This window comes from Isoptericola variabilis (genome assembly GCF_050311655.1).
Lineage (GTDB): Bacteria > Actinomycetota > Actinomycetes > Actinomycetales > Cellulomonadaceae > Isoptericola > Isoptericola variabilis.
In genome coordinates this window covers 299260-314611 of record NZ_JBNOZM010000001.1, presented here as the reverse complement: position 1 = coordinate 314611, position 15352 = coordinate 299260, and the positions used below count along the sequence as shown (strand labels likewise).

Annotated in this window: 11 protein-coding genes; 4 read left to right on the top strand and 7 right to left on the bottom strand. The window is 77.0% G+C overall.

Annotation, left to right across the window (positions count from 1 at the left end):
* Nucleotides 1–3: 3 nt before the first annotated feature.
* Together ACQP60_RS01455 and ACQP60_RS01450 are read right to left on the bottom strand one after the other, a co-directional pair.
* Nucleotides 4–3756, bottom strand: a complete 3753-nt coding sequence (locus ACQP60_RS01455) for an ATP-dependent helicase (RefSeq protein ID WP_429728051.1) — start codon at nucleotides 3754–3756, stop codon at nucleotides 4–6.
* Nucleotides 3753–7199 (bottom strand): ATP-dependent helicase, encoded by a 3447-nt coding sequence (locus tag ACQP60_RS01450; protein WP_429728050.1) that lies wholly within the window; start codon nucleotides 7197–7199, stop codon nucleotides 3753–3755. Before ACQP60_RS01450 ends, ACQP60_RS01455 begins: the two co-directional genes overlap by 4 nt.
* A 236-nt stretch (nucleotides 7200–7435) precedes the next feature.
* Here ACQP60_RS01450 and ACQP60_RS01445 point away from each other — a divergent pair, with 236 nt between their 5' ends.
* Nucleotides 7436–7660, top strand: a complete 225-nt coding sequence (locus tag ACQP60_RS01445) for a DUF3107 domain-containing protein (protein ID WP_429728049.1) — start codon at nucleotides 7436–7438, stop codon at nucleotides 7658–7660.
* A 54-nt stretch (nucleotides 7661–7714) separates the two neighbouring features.
* Here the strand turns inward: ACQP60_RS01445 and ACQP60_RS01440 are convergent, their stop codons facing one another.
* Nucleotides 7715–8401 carry a ferritin-like fold-containing protein gene (locus ACQP60_RS01440; RefSeq protein ID WP_429728048.1) on the bottom strand — a complete coding sequence of 229 codons (687 nt, stop codon included), beginning with the start codon at nucleotides 8399–8401 and terminating at the stop codon, nucleotides 7715–7717.
* A 300-nt stretch (nucleotides 8402–8701) separates the two neighbouring features.
* On the opposite strand from ACQP60_RS01440, the gene ACQP60_RS01435 reads away from it, so the two are divergent.
* Together ACQP60_RS01435 and ACQP60_RS01430 are read left to right on the top strand one after the other, a co-directional pair.
* Complete coding sequence (locus ACQP60_RS01435) at nucleotides 8702–10351, top strand: DEAD/DEAH box helicase (protein WP_429728047.1); 1650 nt, start codon at nucleotides 8702–8704, stop codon at nucleotides 10349–10351.
* A 140-nt stretch (nucleotides 10352–10491) separates the two neighbouring features.
* On the top strand, nucleotides 10492–10791 hold the full coding sequence (locus ACQP60_RS01430) for a DUF1905 domain-containing protein (RefSeq protein ID WP_429728046.1): 300 nt from the start codon (nucleotides 10492–10494) through the stop codon (nucleotides 10789–10791).
* A gap of 21 nt (nucleotides 10792–10812) precedes the next feature.
* Here ACQP60_RS01430 and ACQP60_RS01425 read toward each other — a convergent pair whose 3' ends face one another.
* The 4 genes from ACQP60_RS01425 to ACQP60_RS01410 all read right to left on the bottom strand — a co-directional run bounded on the left by ACQP60_RS01425 (nucleotide 10813) and on the right by ACQP60_RS01410 (nucleotide 14308).
* Nucleotides 10813–12000, bottom strand: coding sequence for a CynX/NimT family MFS transporter (locus tag ACQP60_RS01425; protein ID WP_429728045.1), 1188 nt, complete (start codon nucleotides 11998–12000; stop codon nucleotides 10813–10815).
* The gene (locus ACQP60_RS01420; protein WP_429728044.1) at nucleotides 11997–12731 is read right to left on the bottom strand and encodes a FadR/GntR family transcriptional regulator; all 735 of its coding nucleotides are present in this window, start codon (nucleotides 12729–12731) and stop codon (nucleotides 11997–11999) included. Before ACQP60_RS01420 ends, ACQP60_RS01425 begins: the two co-directional genes overlap by 4 nt.
* Before the next feature lie 64 nt (nucleotides 12732–12795).
* Nucleotides 12796–13434: a MarC family protein gene (locus ACQP60_RS01415; RefSeq protein ID WP_429728043.1), complete on the bottom strand. Its 639-nt coding sequence runs from the start codon at nucleotides 13432–13434 to the stop codon at nucleotides 12796–12798.
* Between the two features lie 13 nt (nucleotides 13435–13447).
* Nucleotides 13448–14308, bottom strand: a complete 861-nt coding sequence (locus tag ACQP60_RS01410; RefSeq protein ID WP_429728767.1) for a PHP domain-containing protein — start codon at nucleotides 14306–14308, stop codon at nucleotides 13448–13450.
* 177 nt (nucleotides 14309–14485) lie between these two features.
* Here ACQP60_RS01410 and ACQP60_RS01405 point away from each other — a divergent pair, with 177 nt between their 5' ends.
* Nucleotides 14486–15349, top strand: a complete 864-nt coding sequence (locus ACQP60_RS01405) for an alpha/beta fold hydrolase (protein WP_429728042.1) — start codon at nucleotides 14486–14488, stop codon at nucleotides 15347–15349.
* Nucleotides 15350–15352: the final 3 nt, after the last annotated feature.

Here is a 15352-nt window from a genome sequence, read left to right as displayed (position 1 = left end):
GGCCTACCGCTGGTGCGTCCCGCCGCGCACCAGCGCCTCCAGCTCGGCCTCGTCGAGCAGACGCCGGGGCCGCACGGTGGTGCCGCTCGCGACGTACACGAACGCGGCGGACACCTTCTCCAGCGGCAGCCCCGCGTAGCGGGACCAGGCGAGGCGGTACACGGCGAGCTGCACCTCGCGGGCGGAGCGCGCGGCCGCGTCGCGCGGCTCGTGCCCGGTCTTCCAGTCCACGACGACGACGGCCGGCGCCTCGCCCTCGGCCGGGGGTGGGGCGTCCGGGTCGGGGAAGACGGCGTCGATCCGGCTGCGGAGCATGACGCCGCCCACCGGTGTCTCGACGTCCACCTCGACCGCGAGCGGGGTGCGGGACGCCCACTCCGACTCCGTGAAGCGCTGGCGCAGCGTCTCGAGGTCGACGTCGGGCGCGATCTCGCCGTCCTCGGCACCGGGGAGGTCGTCGACGTCGACCAGCGACGACGACGTGAAGAACCGCTCCACCCACTCGTGGAAGTGCGTGCCGCGGCGGGCGTGCACCGTGGGCTCCTGCGGCACCGGGCGGCGCAGCTGGAGCGCGAAGCCGTCGCGGTCGCCCGCGAGCCGGACCAGGCCCGACGCCGACACGTGCGCCGGCAGCTCGACCTCGCGCGCCCCCCGCTCCCCGCGCTCCGTGAGCAGCGTCCGGGCCAGCAGCACCAGGTCGCGGCCCGCGGCGTCGCGCAAGACCCCGGTCGGGGCGCCGTCCCGCGGCCGCGCGGGGTCGCGCCGCGCCGCCTCGACGCGCACGGCCGTCGCGCGCAGGACGTCGCGCGGGGTCGGGTCGGCATCGGCCCCGCCCGCGGGCCGCGCCTCCGTCGTGGCACCCGGCTCGGCGTCGCCTGCTGTCCCGGTCCCCGTGGACCGGTCGGGCGGGGGCCACGGGGCGGCGTTCTCGACGGCGTCGCGGGGGTTGCCCGACGACGGGTCGGGCGCCTCGGCCCAGCCGCCCGCGTCGACCACCCCGGCCTCGACGAGCTCGGCGAGGAACGGCGAGACACGCCGGGGCGTGCTGCCGGTGCCCCACCAGTGCGCCGTGAGGAACAGCTCGCGGCGGGCGCGGGTGAACGCGACGTAGGCGAGCCGCCGCTCCTCGGCGAGGCGGTGCGCGCCGCTGTCCGCGCGGAACTGGTCGCGCCGGGCGGCGAGGTCCTTGGTGTCGGCGGCCTCGGCCCAGGTGAACTCGGGCAGGTCGGGGGCATCGCCGCGCAGGTGGTACGGCAGGGCCGAGACGTCGGTGAGCCAGCCGCCGTCCAGGCGCCCCTGCGACGACTCGGCCTGGCTGGGGAACACACCGTCCACCAGGCCGGGCACCGCGACGACGTCCCACTCCAGCCCCTTGGCGGCGTGCGCGGTGATCACCTGCACGGCGTCCGGGTCGGGCTCCCGGACGGGCATGTCGAGGCCGCGCTCCTGGTCGCCGGCGACGCCGAGCCAGGCGAGGAACGCGCCGAGCGTCGCGACGTCGGCCGACTGCGCGAAGCTCGCGGCGACGTCCCGGAACGCGTCGAGGTGCTCCCGCCCGCGCAGGCTCACCCCGGCGGCCGCCCCGCCGCCGGGCCCGGTCAGCGGGGTGAGCGTGTCCGCGAGCACCTGCGCCGTGGCGACCTCGACGTCGAGGCCGAGCGCGCGCTCGGCGGCCACGACCAGCTCCGGCAGCGAGAGGTAGGTGAGGCCGCGCAGCTCCCGCAGCAGTCGGGCCAGCGCGGACAGGCGGCCGTGGCCCGCCGCGGACAGCACGCGGCCGTCGCGGGCGGGTCGCCCCGGGGCGGGCAGGTCGTCGAGCGCGTCGACGATCGAGCGGTGGTCCACGACGTCGCCCTCGACGACGACCGGGCCGTCGTCGTCCTCCTCCGGCGCCTCCTCCCGCGCGGCGGCGTGGTCGCCGGGCCGGACGCCGTCGGCCCGCGCCAGGTCCGACGCCCACGAGCCGAGCGCGTGCAGGTCCGAGGCGCCGAGGTTGACCCGCGGCCCGGTGAGCAGCCGCAGCAGCGAGTCGCCCCGGGACGGGTCGTGCACGGCCTCGAGCAGCGCGACGACGTCCACCACCTCCGGCGTGGACAGCAGGCCGCCCAGGCCCACGACCTCGACCGGCAGGCCGCGTCGCCGCAGCGCCACCTCGACCGCCGCGAACTGCGACCGTGCCCGGCACAGCACGGCGGCCGTCACGCGGTCGGAGCCGTCCCGGCGGGTCGCGCGGCGCCAGCGGGCCGCGACGAACTCGGCGGCGGCCTCCGCCTCCTCCTCGCTCGTGGCGGCGACGTGCGCGCGCACGACGCCCGTGCCCGCGCCGGGGCGCAGGTCCAGCGGCGGCACGTCCACGCCCGTCCCGGTGTGCCGGGCGCGCTCGCGCAGCGGTGCCGCCGCGACGTTCGCGGCCGCCAGCACGGCGGCGTCGTTGCGCCATGACGTGCTCAGGTAGCGCACGGCCGCCGGCGCGCCGGCACGGGTGCGGAACCGCTCGCCGAAGCGGGCCAGCCCCGACGCCGAGGCGCCGCGCCAGCCGTAGATCGACTGGTGCGGGTCGCCCACCGCGGTCACGGCGTGGCCGCCGCCGAACAGCCCGGCGAGCAGCTCGACCTGCGCGTACGAGGTGTCCTGGTACTCGTCGAGCAGCACCACGGGGAAGCGGGAGCGCTCCGTCGCCCCGACCGCCGGCACCGACCGGGCCAGCTCCGCCGCGAACGCGATCTGGTCGCCGAAGTCCAGCGAGTCCGCGACCCGCTTGCGGCGCCGGTACTCCGCGACGAGGTCGAGCAGCCGGGCCCGCTCCGCCACCGAGTCGATCAGCCCCTGGATCTCCTTGGTCCGCTTCTTCTGCCGCGGGCCCAGCGGCAGCGCGTCCAGGCGGGCGACGAGGTCGGACAGCGCGTCGCGCGCCTCGTCCACCGGCAGCAGGTGCTCGCCGAGCTCCCCCGACAGCGCGAGGACCGCGCCGACGACCGTGCTCACCGCCTTGTCGGTACCGAGGTCGTCGGCCCACGACTCTACGACCTGCGCCGCGAGCTGCCACTGGTTCGCCTCGCCGAGCAGCCGCGAGCCGGGCTCGATGCCGAGCCGCAGCCCGTGGTCGGCCACGAGCGACGCCGCGTACGCGTTGTAGGTCGCGACCGTCGGGCGCGCGAGCAGGTCCAGCCCCGACGTCGCGCGGCCCTGCGCGCGGGCGAGCTGCGCGAGCCGGGACTGCACGCGCTGGGTGAGCTCGGCCGCCGCCTTGCGCGTGAACGTCAGGCCGAGCACCTCCTCGGGGGCGACGAGCTCGTTGGCGATGAGCCACACCACCCGCGCCGCCATCGTCTCCGTCTTGCCCGACCCGGCACCCGCGACGACCAGCACGGGCTCCAGCGGCGCCTCGATGACGGCCACCTGCTCGTCCGTGGGCGACGGCCGTCCGAGCAGCTCCGCGATGTCGCGGGCCGACAGTCGCGGCTCCGCCGGGGCCGGGCGCGCTGCCGTACCGGGACCGCCGCCCGTCGTCGCGCCGCCCGCGAGCGCCGCACCGTCGAACAGCGCGGCGTCGTCGAAGAGCACCGCGTCCTGCGACGCGGGTCCCACGTCGGCGAGCTCCGGGAACCCGAGGTCGGCCTCGCGGCCGGGCTCGCCGAGCGCCGCCCACGTCTCGTCGGCGAACGCGCCGGCGAGGTCGTCGCCGCCGTCAGGGCCCTCGCTCCGCGGCTCGGGCGCGGCGGCGCCGCCGGCCCCGGTGGTGCCGTCGCCGCTCACTCGATCACGGTCCTTCCCTCGGGCTGCACGGGGCACGACCGGCGCACGGGGCACATCGGGCACAGGTCGTTCTCGTGCGCGGTGAAGCGGCCCGCCGCCATCGTGTCGGCGGCGCTCTCCACGAGCGCCCGGGCCCAGCTCGACCCGTCCTCGCCGACCTGCAGCGCGGGCTGGTCGCGCAGCGTCGGCGCCACGGTCGGCGTGCCGACGTACACGAGCCGCGCGCCCGCGCTGGGCGTGCCCGGCGGCAGGTCGAGCGCGCCCTCGGACACCGCGACCTGGTACGCGCCGAGCTGCGGGTGCTCGGTCGCCTTCGCGCGGGCGGGCGCGCTGCGGCCGGTCTTGAGGTCGGCCACGGTCACGCCCTCGTCGCCCGCGTCCTCGACCCGGTCGATCTTGCCGCGCAGGCGTGCCCGCCCCACGGTGAGCTCGAACTCCGGCTCCACGAGGACCGGGTCGCCCGCCTCGGCGTAGTACGCGGCGAGGCGCTCGATCATCTTCTCGGCCCGGTTCCGCAGCTGCCGCGACGGCCAGCCGTCGGGGAGCGCGAGCTGCGGCCAGCGGCGGTCGAGCTCCGCGCGCAGCTCGGTGAGCGACGCCTTCGGCAGGTCCTCCGCGATCGCGTGGACCAGCGTGCCGAGCGTCTGGTGCGTGGCGTCGGGAGCCGTGGCACCCGCCGACTCGAACGCCCACTTCAGGGCGCAGGTGCTCACCGTCTCCACCTTGGACGGCGAGACCGTCACGACGTCGTCCGGCCCCCACAATGGTACGTCGCTGGAGGTCGTCGCCACCCCGTACCAGGTGCGCGGGTCGGCCTCGGCGATCCCCGCGTCGGCCAGGTCGGCGAGCAGCGCGGCGGCGACGCCGGCGGTGCGGTCGGCGCCCTGGGCCGCCCCGTCCTCCGTCCCGTCCTGCTCGGACCGGCCGGCCGCGCGCACCAGCGTCGCGCGCGCCTCGGCGACGACGCCGCGCAGGTCGAGCGGCGGTCCTACGGTCACGCGCCGCGGGTCTGGCCCGTCCGCCGCCGTGCGGTCGCCGTCGGGCGGCGCGACGAGGTCGAGGAACACGGACGGCGCGTCCTCGGCATCCTCCACGGCCGTCACGACCAGCCGCCGCCGCGCCCGCGACGTCGCGACGGCGAACGCCCGCAGCTCGTCCGCCAGCACCTGGCGGCGGGCCTCCGGGCCCATGCCGTGCGCGTCGTCGGAGCGCCCGGCGAGCAGCTCCACGAGCGCCTGCGACCCCAGCAGCGAGTCGCGCAGCCGCAGGTCCGGCCACACGCCGTCCTGCACGCCCACCACCATCACGACGTCCCACTCGCGCCCCGCCGCGCCGGCGGGGGTGAGCGCCTCCACCGCGTGCGCGCCGACCGCGGACGCCGCCAGCGAGTCGGCGGGCAGGTCCTGCGACGCGAGGTAGTCGACGAACGCGGCGACGGGCGCGCCTGGCATGCGGTCCACGTACGTCTCGGCCGCGCGGAACAGGGCGAGGACCGCGTCCAGGTCGCGGTCGGCGCGCGCCCCGGCGGGACCGCCCGCGAGCGCCTGGTCGCGCCACCGGTCCGCGAGCCCGGTGGCCGCCCACACCGCCCACAGCACGGTCTGCGCGGTGGCGCCCGGCTCGCCGGCCGCCGCCCGGCCCGCGGCGAGGACGCGCGCGACCGCGACCGGGCCGCGCCGCACCGGCGCCGGGAGGGTCTCCGCGCGCGCCGGGTCGTCCAGCACCTCGACGAGCAGCGCGTCCGAGGTCCGACCGCCGCCGCCCGACAGCTCCTCCGCCCGCAACGCACGCCGCAGCCGGCGCAGCGCCACGGCGTCGAGCCCGCCCACCGGGGACGTGAGCAGCAGCGCCGCCGTCTCCGGGTCGAGGGCCGAGCCCACCACGGGCTCCCCGAGCTCGTCGGCGAGGAGCCGGTCGACGCCGCCGCCCGCCGCGCACACGCGGAGCGCCGCGAGCAGGGGCGAGGCCGCCGGCTCGTCGCGCAGCGGCAGGTCCGAACCGAGCAGCGCCACCGGCACCGACGCCGCGACCAGGTCCCGGCGCAGCGAGGCCAGCCGGTCGCCGCTGCGCGCCACCACCGCCATCCGCTCCCACGGCGTGCCGTGCAGCAGGTGCTCCGCGCGCAGCTCCCGGGCCACGAACGCCGCCTCCTGCGCCGGCCCGGCGAGCACCGCGACCTGCACCCCCGACGGCACCTCGGCGTCCGGCACGTCACCGGTCGTCGGGTCGCCGGTCGTCGGGTCGCCGACTGCCGACGCGGCGTCGTCCGAGGCTGTCCCGCCCGCGGGGGCCTGGGCGTCCGCGCCCTCGTCGGCCGGGCCGACGGGCTCGGGGCGCGGGCCCGCACCGCGGTGCAGGGCGCCGGACACCGTGGCGATGCGCGACGTCACGGCCAGCGTCACCGCGCGCAGCTCCTCCGGCTGGCGCCACGCCGTGCCCAGCACGACGGTCCGCGCGTCGAACGCCCCGACCACCCCGGCACGCGCGGGCGCCGCGGCGCGCCCGACCAGCCCCGGGGAGGCCCCACGGAAGCCCTGCACCGCGGAGTCCGGGTCCGCGAGCAGCACGAGCCGCGCGCCCGCGTCGTGCAGCACGTGCAGCAGCCGCGCCGTGGCGACGGTCGCCTCCTGGTAGTCGTCCACGACGACGAGGTCCCACGACGGCCGCGGCACGTCCGGCAGCTCGTCGTCCCAGGTCGCGAGGGCGTGCGCCGCCTCGTCGATCACGCCCGCCGGGTCGTACCGCGCGCCCGCGTCCGGGGTGCCGAGGCGCAGCGTCGTGACATCCAGGTACTCCTCGTAGAGCTGCGCGGCCAGCACCCACTCGGGCCGGTCGTGCCGGCGGCCCAGCTCGTCGAGGTCCACGGGACCCAGGCCGCGCTCCGCCGCGCGCATGAGCAGGTCGCGCAGCTCCTGCCGCAGACCGCGCAGGCCGAGCGACTCCTCCGGCAGCCCGGGCGGCAGCACGAGGCCGGTCCCCTCCCCCGACAGGTGCCCCTCGAGCAGCTCGGCCAGCACCAGGTCCTGCTCCGGCCCGGAGACCAGGGTGGGCGCCGCGTCGCCGTGCGCCGCCGCCCGCGAGCGCAGCACCGCGAACGCCGCCGACGCGGGCGTGCGCACCATCGGCGCCCCGACCGTGCGACCCGCGCGCGCGGTCACCTCGTCCCGCAGCCGCGCCGCCGACCTGCGCGACGCCGCGAGCACGAGGACGCGCGACGGGTCGACCCCCGGGGCGCCGTCGTCGTCGCGCATGGCCCGCACCGCCACCGACGTCGCGACCGTCGTCCGCCCCGTCCCCGGCGCCCCGACCACGAGCGTGACGTCGCCCCCGAGAGCGGCCGCGACCGCGGCCTCCTGCGTCGTGTCGAGCACGACGTCGGCGCTCGCGACCTCGGCAGGCTCCGGCACCACGAGGCGCACGGCGGGAGGGGCGGCTGACGTCACGGGACCGATTCGACCATGCCCCACCGACAGCCCCACCGACAGCCCCACCGACGGCCCCGAGCGCGGGCGTGCGGCACGCCGGTTTCACCCTCCGCTGACAAACGCGTCCCGGGCCCGTCGCGCCGCCCGCCCGTGGCTAGGATCGACGGGACGTCCGGGATCACCGGGAACGACCGACGGCCGCACGGCCGACAGACGCGCGCCGGCACGACCGGCGGGCTCGCGAAGGAGACAACGTGGAGATCACGATCGGTGTGCAGAACCTGGCCCGCGAGCTGGTCGTCGAGACCGACCAGACGGCGGAGGACGTGACGGCCGCGGTCCGCGAGGCGATCGCCGACGGCGGGCTCCTGGAGCTCACCGACTCGAGGGGCCGCACCATCCTCGTGCCGACCGCCACGATCGGCTACGTCGAGGTGGGCGCCACCGAGCAGCCCCGGGTGGGCTTCGGCGCCCTCTGACATCGGCGCCGCGCAGCACCAGGCGTCAGAGTCAGGCAGGCGTCAGGCAAGACGTCAGGCGGCGAGCCCCAGGCGATCCATCCGGCGCGTGTGCTCCGCGGTGAGCCGCGAGACGAGCCAGGCCTGCGCGGAGGCGCCGCCGTCGTCGGCGGCCTCGCGGGCGCGGGCGGCCAGCGCGGCCAGCGGCGGGTGCGCGGCGAGCAGCACGGGCACGAGGCCCAGCGCCTCGCCGACCACGCGCCGTCCCCACAGCGCGAGGCGGGCGGCGAGCACGCCGTCCGCCGCCGCGGCCTCGGCCAGCAGCGCGGTCGCGGGGTCGTCGGCGGGCGGCTCGCCCACCGGCAGGCCCACCGCGCCGACGAAGGCGGAGCCCCCGTCGGGCAGCCCGGCGGCGAGCTCGCGGCACAGGTCGCGCGCGACGCCGAGCCCCACGACGCTCTTGAGCAGGCCCTCCGCCCAGCCCGACGGCGTGGTGCGGGCGTCGAAGTCGGCCAGTGCGCCGTCGAACGGCGCCATCACGGCGGCCGCGCCGTCGGGCCCCGGCGCGCCGACCAGGGCGAGCAGCCGCTGCTGACGCTCCAGCGCCTCCCCCGCCGCCGTCGCCAGCGTCTGGCGGGCGGCGAGGTCCGGAGCGTCCACCGACCGGGCCGCGAGCAGCCCGAACGCCGCGAGCCCCGTGTAGGCCGCGAGCCCCACGAGCGTCGTCAGGGCCGGGTCCGGGGTGCTCTGCTGCTGGCTCACGCGCCTCAGGATAGAGGCGACCGGCCACGTCACACCCCGGCCGGGCCCCCGTCGCGTACCATGGGGGTGTACTTCGGTTGCCCGGTCGTCACGCCTTGGGTCTCAATGCACTGACTCGACCGCAGCGGCCCGGCGGGATCCCCGCCGAGCCTGAGCGACGTTCTTCCGCGATCGGCTGCCGACCACCTCGGCGCTCCTTGCGACCCGACGAGTGTGACCCGCACGGTGCGGCCGTCGACGGCCCGGGCCCGGACGGGAACCCCTCGGTCCGCGCGCGCCGACGAGCAGACGAAGGTACCCGTGACCACGACCGACCCCGCCGCCACCGCGGCCCCCGAGGCTCCCGCCACCGGCGAGCCCGACTACTCCACCCCCGCCGCCATCCAGGCGCAGGACGTCTCCTTCGCGGACTTCGGGGTGCGCCCCGAGATCGTCGAGGCCCTGCGCGAGTCCGGCATCACCCACCCCTTCCCCATCCAGGCGATGACCCTGCCGGTGGCGCTGCAGGGGCACGACATCATCGGCCAGGCCAAGACCGGCACGGGCAAGACGCTCGGCTTCGGCGTGCCGCTGCTGCACCGCGTCGTCGCGCCCGGCGAGCCCGGCTACGACGAGCTGCCGGCCCCCGGCAAGCCGCAGGCGATCGTCGTCGCGCCGACCCGCGAGCTCGCGGTGCAGGTCGCGAACGACCTCGCCACCGCCTCGAAGAAGCGGTCCGTGCGCATCGCGCAGATCTACGGCGGCCGCGCGTACGAGCCGCAGATCGAGATGCTGAACCACGGCGTCGAGGTCGTCGTCGGTACGCCGGGCCGCATGGTCGACCTGCTCAACCAGGGCCACCTCAACCTCACCCGCGCGGCCACGGTCGTGCTGGACGAGGCCGACGAGATGCTCGACCTGGGCTTCCTGCCCGACGTCGAGAAGATCCTCGCCCGCACCCCCGCGGTGCGGCACACCATGCTGTTCAGCGCGACGATGCCCGGCCCGGTCGTCTCGATGGCCCGCCGCTACATGTCGCAGCCCACGCACATCCGCGCGGCCGACCCGGACGACGACGGCGCGACCGTGAAGAACACCCGCCAGGTGGTCTACCGCGCCCACGCGCTCGACAAGGTCGAGGTGCTCGCCCGCCTGCTGCAGGCCGAGGGCCGCGGCCGCACCATCGTCTTCGCCCGGACCAAGCGCACGGCGGCGAAGGTCTCCGACGAGCTGCGCGACCGTGGCTTCGCGGCCGGCGCCATCCACGGCGACCTCGGCCAGGGCGCGCGCGAGCAGGCCCTGCGCGCGTTCCGGCACGGCCACATCGACGTCCTCGTCGCGACCGACGTCGCGGCGCGCGGCATCGACGTCGACGACGTCACGCACGTCGTCAACTACCAGTGCCCCGAGGACGAGCGCACCTACCTGCACCGCATCGGCCGCACCGGCCGCGCCGGCAAGCAGGGCACCGCGGTGACGTTCGTCGACTGGGACGACGTGCCGCGCTGGCAGCTCATCGACCGCACCCTGAACCTCGGGTTCCCGGAGCCGGTCGAGACGTACTCGAGCTCGCCGCACCTGTTCACGGACCTCGGCATCCCCGAGGGCACCAAGGGGCGCCTCCCCAAGGAGCAGCGCACGCTCGCCGGCCTCGAGGCCGAGGAGCTCGAGGACCTCGGCGAGACGGGCAAGCGCCACAGCTCCTCCGGCCAGTCCTCCGGCCAGCGCGACAGCCGCCACGGCGGTCGGGACGGTCGTCGTGACGGCGGCTCGCGCGGCGGCCGCGGCGGCTCGCGCTCCGGCCAGGGCTCGCGCTCCGGCGGCGAGCGCACCGAGGGCGCGGCGTCCGAGGCCGGCGAGCAGCGCGACGGCGAGCAGCGTCGTCGCCGCAGCCGCAACCGCCGTCGTACCCGCGGCGGTCGCCCGGTCGAGGGCGGCTCGTCCGCCCCGCAGGCGCCGTCGGAGGGCTGACCCTCCCTCGCCTCACCCGGCACACGTCCGGTACGCATCGAGCGTGCTGACCTGCTCCTCAAGACCGCGTCTTGAGGAGCAGGTCAGCACGCTCGATGCATGTCCGGGGGCATGTCCGGGGCGGGTCGTAGCGTGGCGGCATGCGCCTGACGTTCTCAGCCCCGCTGTGGCGGTGGCAGGTCCGCACGGACTCGTCGTGGTGGTTCGTCACGGTGCCGCCCGACGAGTCGGACACGCTGGCCGAGCTGCCGTTGCCGCCGCGCGGGTTCGGGTCGATCAAGGTCACCGCGACCGTCGGCGCCACCTCGTGGACGACGTCGGTGTTCCCCAGCGACGAGCAACGGGGCTACATCCTGCCGATGAAGAGGTCCGTGCGCCTGGCCGAGGGGATCGAGCCCGGCGCGACCGTGCGGGTCACGCTCGAGCCCGTCGGCCTCTGAGCGCCGAGCGGCCCGCCGGCCTCAGCGGACGATCTCGTCCCGGCCGGCGAACCAGGCCGCGACGCCCTGCACGAGCGACGCCACGACGAGGAGCAGCAGGGGCACCGTCCAGGAGCCGGTGGCGTCGTGCGCCACGCCGAGCCCCAGCGGGCCGCACGCCGCCAGCACGTACCCGGCGCTCTGCGCCATGCCCGACAGCTCGGACGTCCGCGCGGCGTTCTCGGTGCGCAGCGCCATGAGCGTCAGCGCGAGGCTGATGCCGCCGCCCTGGCCGAGGCCGAGCAGCACCACCCACAGCACGGCGGCGCCGGGGGCGAGGACGAGCCCCAGCAGCCCCGTCAGGATGAGCGCGACGATGACGACGCCGAGCGCCCGCTGCCGTCGCATGCGCCCCGCGAGCACGGGCGTGACGAACGAGCCGACGATCCCGAGCAGGTTGGTGAGCGCCAGCAGCCAGCCGCCCACCGCGATGCTGCGGCCGCTCGCGACGAAGATCTCCGGCAGCCACGCGTTCACCGCGTAGAACGACAGCGACTGGGTGCCCATGAGCACCGTGACCGCCCAGGCCAGCGGGCTGCGCCACACCGAGCGGACGGCGTCCGCGGGGGTGGCGCCCGGCGGGCGGAGCGCGGCGACGGCGCCGGTCGAGCGCAGCGCGCGCGGCGCCCACACGACCGCCCCGAGCACGGCGAGCAGCCCCCACGACGCGAGGGTGGCGCGCCAGTCCATGCCGGTCGCCGAGGCGATCGGCACCGTGAGACCCGCGGCGAGCGCCGCGCCGCCCGACAGGGCCATGGAGTACAGCCCGGTCATGAGCCCGACCCGGTCGGCGAAGTCGCGCTTGATCAGGGCGGGCAGCAGCACGTTGCCGAGCCCGATCGCCGAGCCGACGGCGAGCGTGCCCACCAGCAGCGGCGCGATCCCGGGCACGAGCCGCAGGGCGAAGCCGAGGCACAGCAGCACGAGGCTGCCGAACAGGGCGCGTTCCAGGCCGACCTTGCGGGCCAGCCCGGGCGCGACGGGCGCGAGGATCCCGAAGCAGAGGACGGGCAGCGTCGTGAGGACGCCGCCGGCGGTGGCGCTGAGTCCCTCCTCGGCGAGGATCTCGCCCAGCAGCGGCGAGACCGCGACGACGCCGGGGCGCAGGTTGAGCGCGGCGAGGACGATGGCGACGACGGCGCCGGCCCCGAGCGGGCGACGGAGGCTCACGCGCGCACCTCCGCCGTCGAGCCGCCGGCCGACGCGGCATCGGCCTGGTCGACCAGGTGGGCGCGGACGGCGGCCATCGTGGCCCCGACGGCGCGCTCCGCGGCGTCGGCGTCCCCGGCGGCGACGGCGTCGACGACCTCGCGGTGGCCGGGCACGTCGCGGTGGTGGCGCCCGTGGGCGTCGGTGGCGAGGGTGCGGACCAGCACGTGGTCGATGCCGTCGTACAGCTCGGCCAGCAGGGCGTTCCCGGCGGACCGCACCAGCTCGGCGTGGAACGCGATGTCGGCGGCCCGGAAGTCGTCCTCCCCGCCGTCGCGGGCGGCGGCCTCCTGGGCGTCCAGGGCGGCACGCAGCGCCGCGAGGGAGCCGTCGTCGTGCCGGCCGGCGGCGATCCGCGCCGCCCCGCGCTCGAGCACGGACCGCACCTCGAGCACCTGCAGCGCGTCGGAGGTGCGCGCGCGGCGCCCGATGGCGGCGTCCAGGCCGCTGGCGGCGCGCACGTAGGTGCCGTCGCCGCGCCGCGGCTCGAGGATGCCCGCGTGCTCCAGGGCGCGCACGGCCTCGCGGACGGTGTTGCGCCCCACGCCGAGCTGGGCGACGAGCTCCGGCTCGGCGGGGATGCGCGACCCCACGGGCCACTCCCCCCGCTCGACGAGGTCGGTCAGGTGCTCGACGACGAGCTCGGAGACCTTGCGGGGCGGGGAGATCGGGGGCACGGCGGGCTGAGGCACCCAAAGACCCTAACATCCCATGTTTACCCGGGAGGTGCCGGCCCCGGCCACCGGGCCGGAGGCGCTACTGCGCCATCTTGACGAACTCGGTGACCGCCGTGGCGATCTGCTGCACCGCGATCGCCGCGAGCAGCAGGCCCGCGATCCGCGTCACCAGCGTGACGCCCGACTCCCGCAGCACCCGGTGGATGACGTTCGCGAACCGCATCGACAGGTACAGGCACACGTGCACCAGCACGATCGCCACCGCGATGGCGATCAGCTGCGGCGCACCGCCGTCGTCCGACACGCGGGTCTGCTGGACGAACACCATCGTCGCGACGATGGCCCCCGGGCCCGCCAGCAGCGGCGTCCCCAGCGGCACGAGCGCCACGTTGACGCCCTTGTTGCCCGACGGCGAGGGCTCCTCCATCTTGCCGGTGAGCAGCTCCATCGCGATGAGGAGCAGCAGCAGGCCGCCGGAGGCCTGGAGCGCCGGCAGCGTGATGCCCATGTAGTGCAACACCTGCTGGCCGAACAGCGCGAAGACCACGATGACGCCGAACGCCACGAGGATGGCCTGGCGCGCGGCGCGGTTGCGCTGCTTGGCCCCCATCGCCGACGTCAGGCCCAGGAACACCGGCACCGTACCGGGCGGGTCCATGATGACGAACAGGGTGACGAACACCTCGGTGAACAGCGCGGTGTCCAGCACCGCGCTCACTGTCGCACCACCCTCATGGTCGGATCACGTCCAGCAGACCTCGTTCCTCGATCTGTGCGAGCACCTCGGGAGCGGTCGTGTGCTCCCCGATGCGGTTGAGCTTTCCGGTGCCGTGGTAGTCGCTGGAGCCCGTGACGAGCAGCCCCAGCTCCCCCGCCAGGCCGCGCAGCCGGTCGCGGGTGGCGGCGTCGTGGTCGCGGTGGTCCACCTCGAGGCCGGCGAGGCCCGCGGCGGCGAGCGCCGCGATCGTCTCCTCGCTCACCGTGCGGCCGCGCGCCCCGGCGCCCGGGTGCGCCATCACGGGCACCCCGCCGGCGCCCAGCACCGCCCGCACCGCGGCGTCCGTGTCGGGGGCGTAGTGCGGCACGTAGTAGCGGGCGCCCGGGTGCAGCATCGTCGCGAAGGCCTCGTCCCGCGTCGCGACGACGCCCGCGGCGACCAGCGCGTCCGCGAGGTGCGGGCGGCCCACGGTCGCGTCGTCGCCCGTCTGCGCGACGACGTCGTCCCACGTCAGCGGGAAGTCCTCCGCGAGGCGCTCGGTCATGCGTCGGGCCCGCGTGAGGCGGTCGTCGCGGGTGCGGTCGCACTCGGCGCGCAGGACGACGTCGTCGGGGTCGTGCAGATAGGACAGCAGGTGCACGCTGATGCTGCCGCCCTCGGTCGTGACGCGCGTGGAGATCTCGGTGCCGCGCACCAGCGCGACGCCGGTCGACGCGACGGCGTCGGCGGCCTCGGCCCACCCGGCCGTGGTGTCGTGGTCGGTGAGGGCGACGACGTCGAGCCCGGCCCCGGCCGCCGCCTCCAGCACGCCGCGCGGGGAGTCCGTGCCGTCGGAGGCCCGCGAGTGGGTGTGGAGGTCGATCCGGGACGGCATCACGATCCCCGATTCTAGGGAGCCCCGCGCGCCCGCACGCGCGAAACGGCGCCCCCGCGGTGCGACGTCGGACACCTTCGGCGGCCGTGCCCCGTGAAGGAGTCGGCACAACCTCTCCACGGCCCCCGACGTCGTCGCCCCCGACACGCCCCGACCGGCAGGGCACCATCGTTCGCGATGAACTCCCCCAGCGCCGCCGTCGCCCTGCCGCCCGTCCCGACCGCCGCCCTGCCCGCCGAGACCAGGGCCGACCCGGCTCCCGAGCGGGCCGGGATCGTCTTCGTGCACGGCATGCGCACGTCGTCGGCCATCTGGGAGCGGCAGGTCGAGCACGTGCGCGACGCCGGGCACGACGCCGTCGCCGTCGACCTGCCCGCGCACGGGGCGCTCCACCGGGAGCGGTTCTCGATGCCGCGCGCGTTCGAGGTGCTCGACGAGGCGGCCGGGTCGTTCGGCGCCGACCGGCCCGTCGTCGTCGTGGGGCTCTCGCTCGGCGGGTACACGTCCCTCGCCTGGGCCGCGCACCATGCCAGCACAGCGACCGCCGCCACCGCCCCGCACCTGTCCGGCGTCGTCGCGGCCGGCTGCAGCTCCGACCCCAAGGGCAAGCCCGTCGCCCTGTTCCGCGACGTCGCGCACCTCGCCGTCACCGGCACGACGACGGTGCGCCGCGGCCTGCGCGACGCCTCGCTGGCCTGGCGCGCGGCCCTCACCGGCGGCCGGTCGCGCGCCGGCGGGCTCGAGGTCGCGGCGCTCCTGGGCGACGCCGCGCCGCGCCCCGGCTGGGACATCGTCACCGACGCGCTCACGCACCTCGCCGGCCGCTCGTCGGTCGCCAGCACGCGGGCGCTGCGCGTGCCCGTGTGGTTCGTCAACGGCGCGCGCGACCGGATGCGGCTCGAGGAGTCACGGCACGTGGCGGCCGCCGAGCGCGGTGCCCTCGTCGTCGTGCCGGACGCCGGCCACGACGTCAACTCCGACGCACCCGACGCCTTCAACCGCGTCCTCTCGCGGGCCCTGCACGACTTCGCCCGCGCGTGACCG